Annotated in this window: 14 protein-coding genes; 3 read left to right on the top strand and 11 right to left on the bottom strand. The window is 66.1% G+C overall.

Annotation, left to right across the window (positions count from 1 at the left end):
- Nucleotides 1–65: 65 nt before the first annotated feature.
- The 9 genes from A9J21_RS00430 to A9J21_RS00390 all read right to left on the bottom strand — a co-directional run bounded on the left by A9J21_RS00430 (nt 66) and on the right by A9J21_RS00390 (nt 10,938).
- Entirely contained in the window at nt 66–1,580 is a 1,515-nt protein-coding gene (locus A9J21_RS00430; RefSeq protein ID WP_066730874.1) for a DUF1254 domain-containing protein, read from the bottom strand.
- Nucleotides 1,581–1,693: 113 nt separating this feature from the next.
- Nucleotides 1,694–2,332 carry a phosphatidylcholine/phosphatidylserine synthase gene (locus A9J21_RS00425; RefSeq protein ID WP_066730813.1) on the bottom strand — a complete coding sequence of 213 codons (639 nt, stop codon included), beginning with the start codon at nt 2,330–2,332 and terminating at the stop codon, nt 1,694–1,696.
- Nucleotides 2,333–2,356: 24 nt separating this feature from the next.
- Entirely contained in the window at nt 2,357–2,647 is a 291-nt protein-coding gene (locus A9J21_RS00420; protein WP_066730811.1) for an antibiotic biosynthesis monooxygenase, read from the bottom strand.
- A gap of 117 nt (nt 2,648–2,764) precedes the next feature.
- Nucleotides 2,765–3,226 carry a DUF2127 domain-containing protein gene (locus A9J21_RS00415; protein ID WP_066730873.1) on the bottom strand — a complete coding sequence of 154 codons (462 nt, stop codon included), beginning with the start codon at nt 3,224–3,226 and terminating at the stop codon, nt 2,765–2,767.
- Between the two features lie 41 nt (nt 3,227–3,267).
- Nucleotides 3,268–3,663: a hypothetical protein gene (locus tag A9J21_RS00410; protein ID WP_066730809.1), complete on the bottom strand. Its 396-nt coding sequence runs from the start codon at nt 3,661–3,663 to the stop codon at nt 3,268–3,270.
- A gap of 138 nt (nt 3,664–3,801) precedes the next feature.
- Nucleotides 3,802–5,286: an efflux transporter outer membrane subunit gene (locus A9J21_RS00405; protein ID WP_066730871.1), complete on the bottom strand. Its 1,485-nt coding sequence runs from the start codon at nt 5,284–5,286 to the stop codon at nt 3,802–3,804.
- A gap of 11 nt (nt 5,287–5,297) precedes the next feature.
- Nucleotides 5,298–8,489: an efflux RND transporter permease subunit gene (locus A9J21_RS00400; protein ID WP_066730807.1), complete on the bottom strand. Its 3,192-nt coding sequence runs from the start codon at nt 8,487–8,489 to the stop codon at nt 5,298–5,300.
- 106 nt (nt 8,490–8,595) lie between these two features.
- Complete coding sequence (locus A9J21_RS00395; RefSeq protein ID WP_066730805.1) at nt 8,596–9,834, bottom strand: efflux RND transporter periplasmic adaptor subunit; 1,239 nt, start codon at nt 9,832–9,834, stop codon at nt 8,596–8,598.
- Nucleotides 9,835–10,062: 228 nt separating this feature from the next.
- A complete protein-coding gene (locus tag A9J21_RS00390) occupies nt 10,063–10,938 on the bottom strand; it encodes an alpha/beta hydrolase (protein WP_066730803.1) in 876 nt (291 codons plus the stop codon).
- A gap of 368 nt (nt 10,939–11,306) precedes the next feature.
- Here A9J21_RS00390 and A9J21_RS00385 point away from each other — a divergent pair, with 368 nt between their 5' ends.
- Nucleotides 11,307–12,233 carry a LysR family transcriptional regulator gene (locus tag A9J21_RS00385; RefSeq protein ID WP_066730801.1) on the top strand — a complete coding sequence of 309 codons (927 nt, stop codon included), beginning with the start codon at nt 11,307–11,309 and terminating at the stop codon, nt 12,231–12,233.
- A 107-nt stretch (nt 12,234–12,340) separates the two neighbouring features.
- On the opposite strand, the gene A9J21_RS00380 is transcribed toward A9J21_RS00385, so the two are convergent.
- Nucleotides 12,341–13,618 (bottom strand): M20/M25/M40 family metallo-hydrolase, encoded by a 1,278-nt coding sequence (locus A9J21_RS00380; protein ID WP_066730800.1) that lies wholly within the window; start codon nt 13,616–13,618, stop codon nt 12,341–12,343.
- Nucleotides 13,619–13,704: 86 nt separating this feature from the next.
- Between A9J21_RS00380 and A9J21_RS00375 the strand changes: the two genes are divergently transcribed.
- Nucleotides 13,705–14,796, top strand: a complete 1,092-nt coding sequence (locus A9J21_RS00375) for a GlxA family transcriptional regulator (protein ID WP_231906765.1) — start codon at nt 13,705–13,707, stop codon at nt 14,794–14,796.
- Nucleotides 14,797–14,816: 20 nt separating this feature from the next.
- Here A9J21_RS00375 and A9J21_RS00370 read toward each other — a convergent pair whose 3' ends face one another.
- Nucleotides 14,817–15,548: a BON domain-containing protein gene (locus tag A9J21_RS00370; protein WP_066730795.1), complete on the bottom strand. Its 732-nt coding sequence runs from the start codon at nt 15,546–15,548 to the stop codon at nt 14,817–14,819.
- A gap of 456 nt (nt 15,549–16,004) precedes the next feature.
- Between A9J21_RS00370 and A9J21_RS00365 the strand changes: the two genes are divergently transcribed.
- Entirely contained in the window at nt 16,005–16,670 is a 666-nt protein-coding gene (locus A9J21_RS00365; RefSeq protein ID WP_066730793.1) for an SOS response-associated peptidase, read from the top strand.
- Nucleotides 16,671–16,750: the final 80 nt, after the last annotated feature.

Genomic DNA, 16,750 nt, shown 5'->3' with positions numbered 1-16,750 from the left:
CGCCGCCCGCAAACCTTGCTGACCCTGCCCCCGTCATGGAATATCCCCTCAGGTCCGCCCCGGGCTCACGATGCCTCGACGATGTCTTCAAGCTTCCACTGCTTGTCGAACCAAGCCTGCAGCGGGCCGTAGAGCCGGAAGATCGTGAACCAGCTCTTGCCCGGAATCGTCTGGATCCAGTTGGCCTGCCTGCCGGCCGGCGGTTGCGGGCCGAAGTAGAGGTCGGCCGAGCCATCGGCATTCTTCACCAGCGATTTCTCGCTCGACAGGCTCGGGAACTGCTGGTCAGTCTGCAGCATCGAGCGCGTCTGGGTGTCATACACCACCACCGACCAGAAATCCTTGACTGGCACGTTGGGCGGCACATGCAGCCGGTAGGCCTTGCCGCCATCCAGCGGGTTGCCGGCGGCGTCGAGGTTCGCCGCCGCGTACTGCGAGCCGATGCCCGGCATTGCCACGGCCATGGCCGGGGTGTCGATCGTGGCGGCGTAGAAGAACAGCGTGCGTGCATCGAAATTACGCGCGCCGTTGTCAAGCCATTCGTAGCTGCCGCCGATGAACGGCGTGGTCCAGCGCCGGTCCGGGAAGATCAGCGTACGCGGGTCGCGATTGCGGAAGTCGATGGCGCGGGCCGTTGCGTTGCCCACCGCCACGCTTTCGGTCAGGATCTGCTTCATCCGTGCATCGGGCGCGAACGGCTTGCCCTTCTGCATGCCGATGGCCGCGAAGATGCCGGTCATATCGGGCCCGTACGCGCCGGCCGGCTCCTCCTGGATGATCTGGTTGACCTCTTCGTAGAATTTGAAGTTGTTGGCATGGACGGTATTCATGACCTTGCCGGACAGGTTAAGGAACTTCGTCTCCGGCGGCCGCGCCGCGTCCGCCAGCCGGTAGACCCTGAGCCCGGCCTTCAGGCTTGCCACGCCGGGACGCGGATCGCCATGCTGCATGAATGCGCGGCCGAACAGCAGGTTGCCGTAGGTGGGACTCTTGACGATGAAGTAGCCGCTGGACGGCAGCTGGCCCGTGTAGCCAGGTGGCACGAACAGGTATTTGCCGCCCTTGCCCTTGTCCGGCCCGGCGTTGCCCATGTCCGTGACGTAGCGGAACCAGAAATCGTCGACCACGCCAAGGATGTTGGGCGGCGTCTCCACCACCACCGGGCCATCCTTGAGGTCCATCCAGTTCCAGAAGTAGATGGTCTCGCTGTTTGGCGTCAGGTAGATCGACTTCGAGTCCATCAGCTGCTCGTACACGCCCACGGTGCTGTCAACCGCGCCCGCACTGCGCAAGCCCGTGCGGATCGCCACCATCGAGGCGCCGGGCACGCCGTTCAGGAACGCCTCCACGCCGCGTGCGAAATCGATATTGTCAAAGACCTTCTGGGCCGTCGCCGCCGTGGGCACCCCATCGAAGAACGCTAGCCTGCCAATGCGGGTATCGACCGATGCCGGCGTGGTGATCTCCGGCGGGATCGGCGTGGTCATCTTGTAGGAAGACGGTACCTGGGACGCACAGCCGGCAAGCCCGGCGGCAAGCAGCGTCAGGCCAGCCAGCCTGGCGGCAACGGAATTCGACATGGCAACGGCTCCTCGCGGGTTCGGGTACGCGCCGAACATAGCGCAGCCGCCTCATGGCGTCGATTCAAAGTCTTTGCAGCCGATCTAAAAGATTTCGACGCGGAAAGACGCGTTCAGAACTTCGGAATCCGCAGCGTCTTGCTGATCATCAGCGAGCCGCTCAGCACGAACAGCAGCGACATCGGGTGGAACGTGCCGGGGCCAAGCTCAAGCGCGCCGGCCGGCAGGGCATCGCCGATCAGGCCGTGCGAGGCGCACCAGGCCAGGATGCCGGTGAGCACCACGCTGGTGGGAATGGGCGTGCCCTCGAAGTACTTCACCTTGCCCTGGGCCGATCCCTCGGCCAGGGTTTCGGCCGTGACATTGAAGCGTGCCAGGCGGCTGACGCCGCAGCAGACAAAGTAGATCAGTGCGGCCAGGTCCCAGCCGCCGCGCATGCCGGCCGCAAAGGCCAACGTGGCGGGGCCGACGCCGAACGAGATGATGTCCGACAGCGAATCGAGTTCTCGGCCCAGCGCCGAATGGGCGTGGCGCCAGCGGGCGATGCGTCCATCCAGCACATCGAAGATGAACGCGGCCGGCGCCAGCGCCGCCGCGATATAGAAATGCCTGAGCGACGGGTCGGCAACGAAATACATCGCGTAGAACACCGAGCCCATGCCGCACGCCGCGTTCGCCAGCGTGAAGAAATCCGCCAGCTGCAGGTCGCGCAGCATCGAGAAATGCCGGGGGCGCTGCTGAGGGGAGGACATGCGGCAGGCTCCTTCAGTGACGGGTCAAAGCACGGTGTTGACGTGATGCACGGCCGGCGGCGCGGCAAAGCAGTCGCTCACCAGCTTGCGCCATTCCTGGAATTCGTCCGATTCACGGAAGTAGACCATATGGTCTTCCACGGTCTCCCAGGCCACCACCAGGGCGTACTGCGACGGCTGTTCGATCGAGCGCTGCAGGTTCAGGCCGTGGCAGCCCTTCGACCGCAGGAACAGCGGCTTGGCCTTGGCCACGTTGGCTTCGAACTGGGCTTCCATGCCGGGCTTGATCGTGATCCGTGCAATTTCGTGAATCATGATGGGTCTCTAGGGCGGTTGATATCGGTGGCTGTCTGACAGCCACGCGTGGCAGGGGCGGCCGCACGGCAGGCGCGCGGCATCGCGTTCTACCTTAGCAGATTTGCGCCGCCCGGCTTACTTGACCGTGTGGCGCGCCAGGCTTTGCACCAGATAGACCACCACCAGCGCGTTGGCCGCCGCCAGCCCGACATGGATCCAGGTCGGATGCCGCACAGCCTCGTACAGTTCCACCGGAATGTAGATCCCGCCCGACCAGACGCCAAGCCAGTTGCCCCAGGCACGCCCGTGCCACAGGCCATAGGCCTCCGCAAAGCGCATCAGCGCGTACACGGCGGCCGACCCGCCGATGGCCCACAGGCGGCCGTCGCTGGGGTTGGACAGCAGGGCCAGGAACACCTTCGGATAGTGGCTGGCCGGATTCAGGTGGAAGCGGCCGACAATGGCTTCGGCCAGGGCCTGGGCGTCGGCGTGCAGCAACGCCACCAGGCCCAGCCCGGCCAGGATCACCAGCGCGCCCTTGGCAGCTTCGAACAGGGCAATGCTCTTGAGACCCACTGCTTGGCTGACATGCGCCATGGCGAAATCGTTGAAGTCGGCGAAGTCGCCATTGTGCAACATCAGCGTGCGTGGCGCTCCACCATCGGCCCGTTGGCATCGATGCCGCCGCCCGCCTCAAGCGGCCCGTTGACCGTGAGCGGACCATCGACGTAGAGATCGCCGTGCACGACCATCGATCCCTGCACGGTCAGCGGTCCATGGAAGACCTTGAGCAGGCCTCGTTCCGGCGGGGGCGGATAGCCGCCGCCCGGTGACGCGAACCATGCCGCGGTCAGCGGCCCGTTGGCGTAGACATGGCCGTCCACGCTCAGGGTGCCGTTCACCGTGGCCGGCCCTTTCACCCGGGCGGAGCCGCCCACGGCGATGGAACCGGTCACGGACTGCGCGGCGCAGGCCAGAGGCAGCAACGTGCCGAGCATGATGGCCGCCCCGACCATCCGGCTAAGGATGCGCATATCGGCCCTCCCCAAAACAAAACTGGCGCGATCTATCCAGTGTAGTGACCTGGATACATCGCGCCAGCCATGTTTGTGACCGATTGTGTTTACTCCCGCTCCCATTTCATGGGAGCGGGGTGCCCATATCGACGGCGATCAGTTCTGCGCCACCGCTTCCGGCAACGGACCCCAGCCGCCGCCCAGGCTGCGCACCAGCGACACCGTCGCCGCCGCGCGCAGGCCGGCCACTGCGTTGGCATCGCGCTGCGACTGCAGCACGGTGCGGTCCGCGTCGATCACGGTCAGGTAGTCCACCGCGCCGGCGTCGTAGCGGCTACGCGAGATGCGCTGGGCCCGCCTGGCGCCAGCCAGCGCGCCATCGAGTGCCGTGGCCTGCTGGCTGAGCCAGCGCACATCGGCCAGGCTGTCCTCCACCTCGCGGAAGGCCACCAGCACGGTCTGCTGGTAACGCGCCACGCTTTCCTCGTGGGCGGCGCGGGCGCCGGCCAGGTTCGAGCTGTTGCGGCCGCCATCGAAAATGGTCTGCGCCACCGTGGTACCGACAAGCGGCCCGAGCATCCACGTGCGCGACGACCACTTGAACAGGTTCGACAGGTCCGACGATTCGAAGCCAAACAGCGCCGTCAGCGAGATGCGCGGGAAAAACGCTGCGCGGGCGATACCGATCCGCGAGTTGGCGGCCGCCATCTGGCGTTCCGCCGCCGCGATATCGGGCCGGCGCTCCAGCAGTTCCGACGGCAGCCCCGCCGGCACCGCCACCGGCGCCGTATCGAACGGCCGCGCGGCCAGCCCGAACTGCGACGGCGCCACGCCAGTCAGCACCGCCAGCGCGTGCTCCTGGTTTGCGCGGCGGCGTTCGATGCCCGCCAGGTCGGCGCGCGCCGTGCCCAGTTCCGATTCGGCACGGGCCGGGTCCAGATCGGTGGTCTCGCCCGCTTCGTAGCGCTTGCGCAACAGCGACAGCGAATCCTCGCGCAACTTGATCGTCGCGTTCAGCAGCTCGCGGTCGCTGTCCAGCGTACGCAGTGCAAAGTAGGCCTGTGCCGTATCGGCCTGCAGCGCAAGCTGCACCGAGCGGTACAGGTCCTCGGCGCCCTTCTCTTCGGCACGGGCCGCATTCACGCTGCTCGCCACGCGGCCGAACAGGTCCAGCTCGTAGTTCGCAAACAGGCGTGCCTTGTACACGGTCTGCGGCGCCACGCGCGTGCCGTCGGGCAGGCCCTGCGATGCGGCCGACGACTGCGTGCGCGTGGGATCGAAGCCCGCGCTCAGCTGCGGATACATGTCCGCCTCGGTGGCGCCAGTGAATGCCCGCGCCTGCTTCAGGCGGGCCGCCGCTGCGGCCAGGTCCTGGTTGTGCGCGTTGGCGGCGTCGATCAGGCGGTCAAGCTCGGCATCGCCGAACACCTTCCACCAGTCGCCGCGCTGCTGGCCTTCGGCCGGCGCTGCGGTCTTCCATTGCGCGCCCTCCGTGGCCGCGGCATCGGCTTCCTTGAACGTGGCGGCGGTGGGCGTCTCGGGCACCTTGTGGGTCGGTGCCAGCGAGCAGCCCGCCAGCACCAGCGCGGCAGCCAGGGCGCCAAGTCGGGGCAGGTACTGCTTCATCACGATGTTGTTCATGTCTTTCACCATCACTCTGCGGACGGCACGGCGTGCGAAGCCGACACATCCGTCGCAACCGCTTCACGACGCTGCTTGCGCGTCGCCAGCAGACGCAGTGCCACGTAGAACACCGGCGTCAGGAACAGGCCGAAGAACGTCACGCCCAGCATCCCCGCGAACACGGCCACGCCCATGGCATGGCGCATTTCCGCGCCGGCGCCGGTCGAGATCACCAGCGGGACCACACCCATGATGAACGCGAACGACGTCATCAGGATCGGGCGCAGACGCAGGCGGCTGGCCTCGATCGCGGCCTGCACCACGGTACGGCCCTGGTGCTCCAGTTCGCGGGCGAACTCCACGATCAGGATCGCGTTCTTCGCGGACAGCCCCACCAGCACGATGAAACCGATCTGCGTGAAGATGTTGTTGTCGCCACGCGTCAGCCAGACACCGGTCATGGCGGCCAGCAGGCTCATCGGCACGATCAGGATCACCGCCAGCGGCAGCGTCAGGCTTTCGTACTGGGCAGCCAGCACCAGGAACACCAGCAGCACGCACAGCGGGAAAATCCACACACCCGCGTTGCCAGCCAGGATGTCCTGGTAGGTCAGCTCGGTCCATTCGAAGCCGATGCCCTTGGGCAGCGTTTCGGCAGCAATGCGCTCGGCAGCAGCCTGGGCCTGGCCCGACGAGAAGCCCGGGGCCGGACCACCGTTCATGTCGGCGGCGGTGAAGCCGTTGTAGCGCGTCACGCTATCCGGGCCGAAGCTCTGCTTGACCCTCACCAGCGACGACAGCGGCACCATTTCGCCAGAGCTGCTGCGCGCCTTCAGCTGCAGGATGTCCTCGGCATGCTGGCGGAACTGCGCATCGGCCTGCACCTTGACCTGGTACGTACGACCGAACTTGTTGAAGTCGTTCACGTACGACGAGCCAAGATAGGTCTGCAGCGTCTCGAACACGTCGGTCACGGGCACGCCCAGCTGCTTGGCCTTGGTGCGGTCAAGCTGCACGTCCAGCTGCGGCACGTTCACCTGGTAGTTGCTGAAGATGCCAGCCAGCTCGGGCGTGGCGCGGGCCTTGGTCATGAACGCATTGGTGGCGCTGAACAGTTCGTCGTAACCCAGCGCGGCACGGTCCTCGATCATCATCTTGAACCCGCCGATCGTCCCCAGGCCCTGTACCGGCGGCGGCGGGAACACGGCGATGAACGCGTCCTGGATCGACCCGTACTGCTTGTTCAGGTCGGCGGCAATCGCATTGCCCGACAGCTCCTTGCTCTTGCGCTTGTCGAACGGATCCAGCGTGACGAACACGATGCCGGCGCTCGGGCTGTTGGTGAAGCCATTGATCGACAGGCCCGGGAAGGCCACGGCCGATTCCACGCCCGGATGCTTGAGCGCGATATCGGACATGCGGCGGATCACGTCCTCGGTACGGTCCAGCGTGGCGCCATCAGGCAGCTTGGCAAAGCTCACCAGGTACTGCTTGTCCTGCGCCGGCACAAAGCCCTTCGGCACCATCTGGAACACGCCCCACGTCGCCACCAGCATCACGGCGTAGACGCCGAACACCGAGCCCTTGCGGCGGATCACACCCTTCACGCCACGGCCATAGCTGTCCGAGCTGCGGCCGAAGAAGCGGTTGAAGCGGGCGAAGAAGCCGCCGAAGACACGGTCCATTCCGCGCGTCAGCCAGTCCTTGGGCGCGTCGTGGCCCTTGAGCAGCAGCGCGGACAGGGCCGGCGACAGCGTCAGCGAGTTGAACGCCGAGATGATCGTCGAGATCGAGATCGTCAGTGCGAACTGCTTGTAGAACTGACCGGTCAGGCCCGTCATGAACGCCAGCGGCACGAACACGGCGATCAGCGTCAGCGCGATGGCGATGATCGGGCCGGACACTTCGCGCATGGCCTTGTACGTGGCTTCCTTCGGGGACAACCCTTCCTCGATGTTCCGCTCGACGTTTTCCACGACCACGATCGCATCGTCCACCACGATACCGATCGCCAGCACCAGGCCGAACAGGCTCAGCGCGTTGATCGAGAAGCCGAACGCATGCATCAGGCCGAACGTACCGACGATCGACACCGGCACCGCCAGCAGCGGGATGATCGAAGCGCGCCACGTCTGCAGGAACAGGATCACCACCAGCACCACCAGCGCGATGGCCTCGAACAGCGTGTGGACCACGGCCTCGATCGAATGGCGCACGAACTGCGTCGGGTCATAGACGATGCTGTAGTCCACGCCTTCCGGCATGTTGGCCTTCAGCTCGGCCATGGTCTTGCGCACATCGTTCGAGATCTGGATCGCATTGGAGCCCGGCGACTGGAAGATCGGCAGCGCCACGGCGGACTTGTTGTCCAGCAGCGAGCGCAGCGCGTATTCCGAGGCACCGAGTTCGATGCGCGCGATGTCCTTCAGGTACGTCACCACGCCATCAGGCGAAGTCTTGACGATGATGTCGCCAAACTCCTCCACGGTCTGCAGACGGCCCTGTGCGTTCACCGACAGTTGCAGGTCGGTGCCCGGCAGCGAGGGCGACTGGCCGATCACGCCGGCCGCCACCTGCACGTTCTGCTCGCGGATGGCCCGTACCACGTCGGACGCGGCCAGGCCGCGCTCGGCGATCTTCTCCGGGTTCACCCAGACACGCATCGAGTAGTCGCCCGAGCCGAACATCTGCACCTGGCCCACGCCCTGGATCCGCGCCAGGCGGTCCTTCACGTTGATCAGCGCGTAATTGCGCAGGTACGTCATGTCGTAACGGTTGTTCGGCGACACCAGGTGGACCACCATGGTCAGGTCAGGCGAACTCTTGACCGTGGTGATGCCCAGCCGGCGCACGTCCTCCGGCAGCCGCGGCTCGGCCTGCGAGACACGGTTCTGCACCAGCTGCTGGGCCTTGTCCGGGTCGGTGCCGAGCTTGAAGGTCACCGTCAGCGTCAGGTTGCCGTCGCTGTTGGCCTGCGAGTTCATGTAGAGCATGTCCTCGACGCCGTTGATCTGTTCTTCCAGCGGCGTGGCCACGGTCTCGGCAATCACCTTCGGGTTGGCGCCCGGGAACTGCGCGCGCACCACCACCGACGGCGGTACCACTTCCGGGTACTCCGAGATCGGTAACTTGAACATCGAGATGGCGCCGATCAGGAAGATCAGCACCGACAGCACGCCCGCGAAAATCGGGCGATCGATAAAGAATTTCGAGAGATTCATCTTGGTCTCGGCGAAAACAGTTCCCCCTGGCCGTCCGCTCGTGGAGCGGACGCCATCTACAACGCCAGGGGGAAATTTCAGTTCGGTGTGCTTGGGGCGGGGGCGCTCAGCTCACCTTGGCCTTGTCGGCCTTGCCCTCTTCCGCGGCCTGCTTGCGGTCGGGGGTGTTGCCGCGCGGCTCAAGCTCGCTGCGATAGGCCATGGCTACGGGCTTCGGTGCCACGGTGTCGCCGGGGCGCACCCGCATCAGGCCATTCACGACGATGCTCTCGCCCGGTTGCAGCCCCTTGCGGATCACGCGCAGCCCTTCGTACGTCGGTCCAAGCTCGACTTCGCGATACACGAGCTTGTTGGCCTTGTCGACCACCAGCACGAACTTCTTGCCCTGGTCGGTACCGATGGCGCGGTCGTTGACCAGCACGGCGGGGTGCGGCGAACCGCCACCAAGCTTGACCTTGGCGTAAAGGCCCGGCAGCAGGCGGCCATCCTCGTTATCGAACACGGCACGCACGCGGATGGTGCCGCTGCGCGTATCCAGCCGGTTGTCGATCGAGTGGATCTTGCCCTTGTGCGGGTTGCCGTCCTCGTTGGCCAGGCCCAGGAACACCGGCAGGTCGTTCTTGCCGCCGCTGGCACCCGGCGCCGTGTAGCGCAGGTAGCTCTGCTCGTCGACATCGAAGCTGGCGTACACCGGCGAGACCGACACCACCGAAGTCAGCGGTGGCGAAGCGGCGCCCGCGGCCACCAGGTTCCCCACGGTGATTTCCGCACGCGACACCTTGCCCGAGACCGGTGCAACGATACGCGTGTAGCTCAGGTTCAGCTTTGCCACTTCCAACGCCGCCTGCGCGCCGCGCACGTCCGCCGACATCTCGCTGGCGGCGTTGATGCGCTCATCGAACTCACGCCGCGAGATGGCGTTGTCGTCCAGCAGGCGCTGCGCACGGGCCTTTTCGGTCTGTGCGTGCGAGGCTCGTACCTGCGCCGCGGCCAGCGCCGCTTCGGCGCGTGCCACTTCGGCGGCGTACGGGCGCGGATCGATCGTGAACAGCGGATCGCCCTTCTTCACGATCGAGCCCTCGCGGAAATGCACCGTTTCGATGGTGCCGGAAACGCGCGGACGGATTTCCACGCGGTCCACGGCCTCGATACGGCCCGAAAATTCATCCCATTCGGTGATGGTCTGGCCCACCGCCGCAGAGACTTCCACTGCCGGCGCCGGGGGCGGCGTATTGGCCTGCGCTTCCCCGCCGTGCCAGGGTCGCAGTACCGAGGTTGCCACGCCCGCCCCAAGGATTGCCACGATGGCAAAGGCGATCAGCGTGCGTCGAGACTTGTGATTCATCTTTCTTCACTCCGTGTTTTCGTCGGGTTTCTTCAACTGGAAAAGCAAAAATTCAGGCCGAACGCTGCCCGCCAGCCCAGGGGGCCGGAAAAACGGGAACAACAAGGGGTCCTCCGTCCCGGATCGGACAGAAGCAAGCCACTACAGGGGTGCCAGCCTCAAAGGGCGCTGGCGGGAGAATCCGGCACCGTTACAGCATTCGCGGTGCCGGCCGGCGTTCGGACCGGATTACGAGGCGTCGTCGGCCTTGGCGAAACTTTCGCGCAGGAACCGCGCACCTTCTTTGACCCATGCCTGACACATCTCATGGGACTGTTCCACCCCGTCGCCACAGGCGCCGGGCATGATCAGGGCCCTGGCCGGAATGCCGGCCTTGGACAATTTCGCGGCGAAGGCCTCGCCTTCCGCGCGCAGGGCGTCTTTTTCCGCCACCTGCACCAGCGTCGGCGGCAGTCCTGCCAGCCGCGATGCCAGCGCCGGCGCCGCATACGGGTGCACGCTGGCGGCCGGGGTCGGCAGGTAATCGCGATAGTTGCACGCGAGCTTGCGCAGCATTTCCATCGGCACCTGCCCGGCGGACGACGCGTGCTGCAGGCACGGATCGGTCACGGGCCGGATCAGCCACTGCCCAGCCGGCTGCGGCAGGCCGCGGTCACGCAGCATCTGCGCCGTGGCAATCGCCAGGTTGCCACCGGCTTCCTCGCCCACCAGCGCAAAGCGCAGCTTGTCGACCTTGAGCTTGCGGGCCTGCTTGAGCACCCACGACACCGTGTTGACGGCATCCTCGGGCGCTGCCGGGAAGGGATTCTGGGGCGCCAGCGAATAATCGGGCGTCACCACCACGGCCGGGACCGACTCCGCCAGGTCCCGCACCAGTTCCTTCGCGGCTTCCACCCCGCCGTCGACAAAACCACCGGCATGCAGGTAGAGCATCCATGGCAACAATGGCGCACCGGCGCTCACGGGCCAATAACCTGCGGGGTAACACACGCAGACCTTCATTTCGCGCTCGCCGCTGGCCACCACGTGCTGGATCACAATGGCCTCGCCCTGTTCTGCGGCCGGTTGCTCGGCGGAACTACGGGGAGTCGTGGTCTTGGTCATGGTTGGCACGGCTGGCAAAGGCCGTCGATACTGTATTGCGATGCAGCGAATTATGGTGATTGACAACGATGGGATAAAGCGAGCTATTGCCAATGCACTGTTTCTGCGTTGGAATAATCATCAATGTGAACCCACACGGCTTGAAATGGATACCTGAAATGTGATTCACTCCGGTCCTTCGGCATCTGCGCACTTGGGGAAACAGCGCAAACGCCGGCGCCCCAACCCTCCACCCGTCCCCGCTCCGGCCGCCACTGGCGGACCGCCGGCAGCAAATCCAGGCCGCGCACTTGACATGCAGCGGACCCGATCCCGCCAGACATCCTTCGGAACGTAGCCCAGGTCTTACTCCTTTCGAAAGCAACATCATGGATCGTCTTGTCTCAATGCAGGCCTTCACTCGGGTGGTGGATGTCGGCAGCTTTGCGCGCGCGGCGGAGTCGCTGGACCTGCCCAAGGCCACACTCACCCGCCTGATACAAAATCTGGAAACCCACCTCGGCGTCAAGCTGCTGCACCGGACCACGCGTCGTATCAGCGTGACCACCGATGGCGCCGCCTACTACGAACGCTGCGTACGCATCCTGGCGGATGTGGAGGAAGCGGAACAGTCGCTGACGCGCCACAACAACTCGCCGCGCGGCACACTGGCCGTGGATACCACCAGCGGGCTGGCGCAGCTTGTATTGATGCCTCAACTGCACGACTTCTTCAATGCCTACCCCGAACTGAAGCTGGAACTGACCATCAACGGCAAGCCCATCGACCTGCTCAAGGAAGGCGTGGATGTGGTGCTGCGCGTGGGTGCGCTCGACGAGGCCATGGTCGCGCGGCGCATCGGCCAGGTGAAGCTGGCGTTCTATGCGTCGCCGATCTACCTCCGGCGTTTTGGCACACCGCACGACCTGACCGAGCTGGCGCAGCACAAGGCCATCAACTTCCTGTCGAACCGCACCGGGCGCGAAACGCCGTGGACGCTGAACCGTGGCGGCGAGAGCACCGAAGTACTGGTGCCATCGGTCATCTCGACCAACGATGCCGACGTGTACCTGGGTTGCGCGGTCGAAGGCCATGGCATTGCACGCATCTCGCGTGCCATGGCCGAGCCGTATATCCACAGCGGCCGGCTCGTGGAGGTCATGACCGACTGGAAGACCGACGAACTGCCGATTTCCGCGATGTATCCGCAGAACCGGCATCTGTCGGCCAAGGTGCGCGTGTTCGTGAACTGGGCCGCCGAGATCTTCTCGCGGCATCCGCACTTCGGCGCGGCGCCGCAGCAGCTGGCGGCCTGACGGGCTGCTGGGCTGCTGAAGGCCTGCTGAAGGCCTGATCGCCTGCCGATGTCCTGCCCCTCTCCCGTTCGCGGGAGAGGGTCCTTCCTGCAATACCCCTGCCTGCCTCAGTTCTTCCCGATCTCCTGCAGCATCCGCGTCATCAGGTACAGGCGCGGCACGATCGAATCCAGCTCCACATACTCGTCGCGCGCGTGGTAGCCGAAGCCCGACAGGCCGAAGCTCTCCAGCACCACCGCCTTGCCCGAACGCCCGGCAAAACCCGCGTCGGTGCCGCCGCCCGTGCCCGGGATCAGGATCAGCGACCGGCCGTCCATCTCCGCGTAGATCTGCTGGGCCCGCGCCGCCAGTTCCTTCGAGCGCGTGTCGGCCACATAGGCCGGGCGGCCTTCTTCCATCGCGATGGTGGTCCTGGTATCGGGGATCAGATGGCCCGCGTCGACCTTGTGCTGCAGGGCCGTCTGCAGCTTCTGCGCGGCGCCGCTGGCGGTCACGCGCACGTCGCCCACGGCGCTGGCCGACTCGGGGATCTGGTTCAGCGGGCCGGTGGTCTTCGCCTGCGTCCAGTTCATCTGCGCGCCCGGCACGGTCTTGGCAAGGTCACGTGTCTCCTGCATCTGGTAGGCCAGTTCCAGCAGTGCGTTGCGGCCCAGTTCGGGCGCCGCGCCGGCGTGGGACGACCGGCCCGTGACCTGCATCGTCGCGGTGGCGGTACCGGCGGCGGCCAGCAGCAGCGATTCGGACTTCGCCACGGCCTTGGCCACGTTGGGTTCGCACGACAGCACCACGTCATGCTGGGCGGCCAGCGTGGCAATGGTCTCGCCCGAGCCCAGCGAGCCGATTTCCTCGTCCGGATTGAGCAGCACCGTGATCTGCGCGTAGTCCTTCCAGCCCTGCGCCTTGAGGATTTCCAGCGAATGCAGGATCACCGCCAGCCCGCCCTTGTCGTCGGCAATGCCGGGCCCATAGAGCCGGTTGCCATCCTCGCGGATCGGCTGCGAGGCCAGGATGCCGGCCGGATACACGGTGTCCATATGGCCGATCAGCATGATCCGGCGCTTGCCCGTGCCGGTCAGCGTGGCCTTGACCATCGGCGCGGCGCTGGTGGTCATCGACAGCCGCTCCACCTTGGCACCCATGGCCTGCAGCCTCTGCGACGTGTAGTCGGCCATGCGCGACAGCCCCTGCATATTGGCGCTGCCGGATTCGATCGTCACCATGTCCTTGAGCGACTGCACCACGGCGGGTTGCGCGGCGCGCGCTGCGCCGAGCAGCGCCTGGTCGGGGCCGGCGGCCTGCGCGGCGCCACAGGCCATTGCGGCGGCCAAGGCAATCGCGGTGGCGCCGGCCGTGGCACGGGCAAGGCGGCGAAGGGAAAGCGGCATGCGTGTCTCCTGTTCTCTGTTCTCGTTGGGAGCTCCAATGTAGCGCTTGCGCTATCTGGACGGGAGGATCAATATCGCCATTCCCGATGCCAATCCCGCCACGCCGCCCCATGCCGCCGCCTGCCGCACCCCTTCACGTCAAGCTGCTCTGGTTGCCCGACGCCATGCCCGGCACGCTGTTCGGCGCGCTCGACGTACTGCGCACGGCGGCCGGCGTGGCGCAATTGCAGCAGCCGGGCGCGCCGGCTGGCCTGACATGGGAGATCATCGGCGCCAACGGACGCGCCCTGCCCAACCCGCTGCCAGGCCTTTCCACATCGCGCCGGGGCGCGCCGCGCCAGGCGCGGACCCTGATCGTGGTGCCGGGACTGATGGCTGCCAGCGCGCCCCACCTGGGCGAACTGGCAGCCGCCGATACCGCCACGCAACGCCTGCTGGCGCGCCATGCGGATGCCGGCGGCTGGGTGGCGTCGATCTACACCGGCATGGCGTTCCCGCTGATGCTGGGGCTGCTTGATGGCGCGCGTTGCGGCGCGCCGTGGATGTTCCAGAGCTGGTTCGCGCAACGCTTTCCGGCGTGCGACCTGTCATCGGACGAACCCATGGGGCTGCACGGGCGCGTGTTCCATTGCGTGGCACCTGCCCTGCAGACCGAATTCATGTTGCGAGTACTGGGCCACCTGCATGACCCCGACCTGGCCCAAGCGGTGGCCCGCCTGCTGCTCTACCAGCCAGAACGGCAGCTGTGGGTGCCGGAGCTTGTGTCGCAGCGCTGGCTCGGCAAGACCGCCGACAGCCCGGTGTATCGCGCCATCGGCTGGTTGCAGGCCCATGTGGGAGAGCCATACCGGCTGGCCGCCGTGGCGCGGGCCGCCGCGGTCAGCGAACGGACACTGCTGCGCCATTTCCGCCAGGTGACGGGGCGCACGCCATTGGATTACCTGCACCGGTTGCGCGTGGAGCGCGCCCGCATGCTGCTGGAAGTGACGCTGCACGGCACGCAGGCGATTGCCGAGGCCTGCGGCTACAGCGATGCCGCCGCGTTCCGGCGCCTGTTCCAGCGCACCATGCAGATGTCGATGTCGGAATACCGCTCGCGCTTTGCATTGCGCACGCGGCGCCGCTACTGGCGTGTGGAAGACCAGGCGGCGCGCGTCGACACCGGCACCATCGACTAGGTGTCAGCGGTTCAGGGCGGTCAACTGCTCAGGGCGATATGGTTGATGACATCCTCCACACCTTGCACGTACCAGGCATCGCGCTCCACCTGCTTGCGCGCGCCATCGCTGGACGCGTAGCCGTCCAGCGTCACCACCCGGCCTTCGGTTCGCACGCGGATGCGCGCGGCATCCACGAAGGGGTCGGCTTCCAGCACGAGCTGCAGCGCTTCGCTCAGTTCCTCGTCGCTGTCGGCCTCGGCCGGCGCCACCACGATATCGTTGATCACGTTGCGACAGCCGCGCGACCACCACGCCAGCACGCCAGCCAGCCGCATGTGCGACAGGCTGATCACCTGGCCGCTCAGCATCACCGCGCCGTCGTGGACGGCCACCTCGATCCAGCCGCTGCGCTCGCCCACGGCTTCGCGCACGGGCTCCAGCTGTCCTTTCACCTTCGCGCAGATCTTGCAGTTACGGAAGTCGATCGCATTGAGCAGCCGATCGCAGACGGCGGCGCGCACATCGCCATCGCCCACCATCGGGCCGGCATGGGCGATGCGAAGATGATCGATCACTGTGGAAACGCCATCCAGACGGCGCAACCGGGCCGTGGCGCGCGTCTTGTCCATGACGTCGGCCACTTCGCCCTCCAGGATCAGGGCCCCGTCGGAAAGTCGCAGGTGAATGGTGGGATGGATCTGGTGGCCCTGATATGGCACATGCGCCAACGCGGCTCGCGCCTGCGTCAGCACCGCTTCGCTACTCAGCATGATGTGTGTCTCCCCATTTGACGTGGAGATGGGTGGGAAGCGCGCCCCTGCCTGCAAGCACGCGTGGCGCGGTGCGGTCGTTTTGCCCACGTGGTGCCGCGCCACACAGGCATTATAGGAAGCGCCCCCGCCAAAGTCGCCGTGCTTCGGGCCATGGCCCGCAATGCCGTTTCAAACGTCTGTTGCCCGCCCGGCGGTGCGCGCCGGCAGGTGCGCGCAAGGCCCTGCCAATCGGCTGCAGAGTCAGAAACGGCGCGGGTTGCGGCGGGCCGGATCGCATGCAGCGGCATTGAAGTCACTCGCCGTTCGCGTCAAGTGCTGCTGAACATCGCAAAAGCGGATGCCAGGTGATGCATCCATCGCTGCCATCAAGGCGTCGGCTGCCACGGAGATGCATTGACGGCCGGTGCCCGCGCGCAGACCATAGGCGGCAAAACCACGCCCCGGGAGGCGCCCATGTGCGTCAACTACGCCCCAGTCCAGAAACGCATCCTGCGCGAGATCTTCGGTGTCGAGCCTCCGCCGGGCCTGTATCCCGAAGAGACCTGGCCCGACTATGCCGCGCCCATCGTGCGGCAAAAGACCGGTGAAGAGGCGTGGGAAAGCGTGCTGGCGTCGTTCAGCATGGTGCCAAAGGCAACCATCCCGCCCGGCACGCGCTACTACCCCACGGCCAATGCGCGCGTGGAGACCATCGGCAAGCTGTCGTCGTTTGCACGCTTCTGGAAATCCTGCCAGCTGGCGCTGATACCGGCGACGGCGTTCTACGAGCCGAACTATGAAAGCGGCAAGGCGGTACGGTGGAAGATCGGGCTGCCGGGTGGCGAGCCGTTTGCCATCGCGGGGCTGTGGCGGGCGTGGCCCGGCGGGAATGTGTCGTTCACGATGCCGACGGTCAATGCCGACCATCATCCGCTGATGCAGCGGTTTCACAAGCCCGGGGACGAGAAGCGCGGCGTGGTGATCCTGCCGCGTGAAGACTGGGACGAATGGCTGAAATGCCGCGATCCCGAGGTAGCCAGGACGCTGCTGCGCCTGCTGCCTGCCGAAAAACTGGTGGCGGAGCCCGCCCCCTTGCCGCCGCGCGGGACGACAAAGGGGCCTCCGCCACCGTCCGACTAGCTGTGAAGCGTCAAGACGTTATTTCCTGACGCTGGAAGTCGGGACATGGGCGCAAGGCCGCCAATACCGCTATGTGGTCG

Source organism: Cupriavidus sp. D384 (assembly GCF_001652915.1).
Classification (GTDB): Bacteria; Pseudomonadota; Gammaproteobacteria; order Burkholderiales; family Burkholderiaceae; genus Cupriavidus.
Note: the sequence above shows the minus strand (reverse complement) of the source record. Positions and strands in the feature narration are given on the sequence as shown.

What these genes read in the sequence shown, in the direction of transcription:
- A9J21_RS00430 (WP_066730874.1), bottom strand. Translation starts at nt 1,580, where the DNA reads ATGTCGAATTCCGTTGCCGCCAGGCTGGCTGGCCTGACGCTGCTTGCC.
- A9J21_RS00425 (WP_066730813.1), bottom strand. Translation starts at nt 2,332, where the DNA reads ATGTCCTCCCCTCAGCAGCGCCCCCGGCATTTCTCGATGCTGCGCGAC.
- A9J21_RS00420 (WP_066730811.1), bottom strand. Translation starts at nt 2,647, where the DNA reads ATGATTCACGAAATTGCACGGATCACGATCAAGCCCGGCATGGAAGCC.
- A9J21_RS00415 (WP_066730873.1), bottom strand. Translation starts at nt 3,226, where the DNA reads ATGGCGCATGTCAGCCAAGCAGTGGGTCTCAAGAGCATTGCCCTGTTC.
- A9J21_RS00410 (WP_066730809.1), bottom strand. Translation starts at nt 3,663, where the DNA reads ATGCGCATCCTTAGCCGGATGGTCGGGGCGGCCATCATGCTCGGCACG.
- A9J21_RS00405 (WP_066730871.1), bottom strand. Translation starts at nt 5,286, where the DNA reads ATGAACAACATCGTGATGAAGCAGTACCTGCCCCGACTTGGCGCCCTG.
- A9J21_RS00400 (WP_066730807.1), bottom strand. Translation starts at nt 8,489, where the DNA reads ATGAATCTCTCGAAATTCTTTATCGATCGCCCGATTTTCGCGGGCGTG.
- A9J21_RS00395 (WP_066730805.1), bottom strand. Translation starts at nt 9,834, where the DNA reads ATGAATCACAAGTCTCGACGCACGCTGATCGCCTTTGCCATCGTGGCA.
- A9J21_RS00390 (WP_066730803.1), bottom strand. Translation starts at nt 10,938, where the DNA reads ATGACCAAGACCACGACTCCCCGTAGTTCCGCCGAGCAACCGGCCGCA.
- A9J21_RS00385 (WP_066730801.1), top strand. Translation starts at nt 11,307, where the DNA reads ATGGATCGTCTTGTCTCAATGCAGGCCTTCACTCGGGTGGTGGATGTC.
- A9J21_RS00380 (WP_066730800.1), bottom strand. Translation starts at nt 13,618, where the DNA reads ATGCCGCTTTCCCTTCGCCGCCTTGCCCGTGCCACGGCCGGCGCCACC.
- A9J21_RS00375 (WP_231906765.1), top strand. Translation starts at nt 13,705, where the DNA reads ATGCCAATCCCGCCACGCCGCCCCATGCCGCCGCCTGCCGCACCCCTT.
- A9J21_RS00370 (WP_066730795.1), bottom strand. Translation starts at nt 15,548, where the DNA reads ATGCTGAGTAGCGAAGCGGTGCTGACGCAGGCGCGAGCCGCGTTGGCG.
- A9J21_RS00365 (WP_066730793.1), top strand. Translation starts at nt 16,005, where the DNA reads ATGTGCGTCAACTACGCCCCAGTCCAGAAACGCATCCTGCGCGAGATC.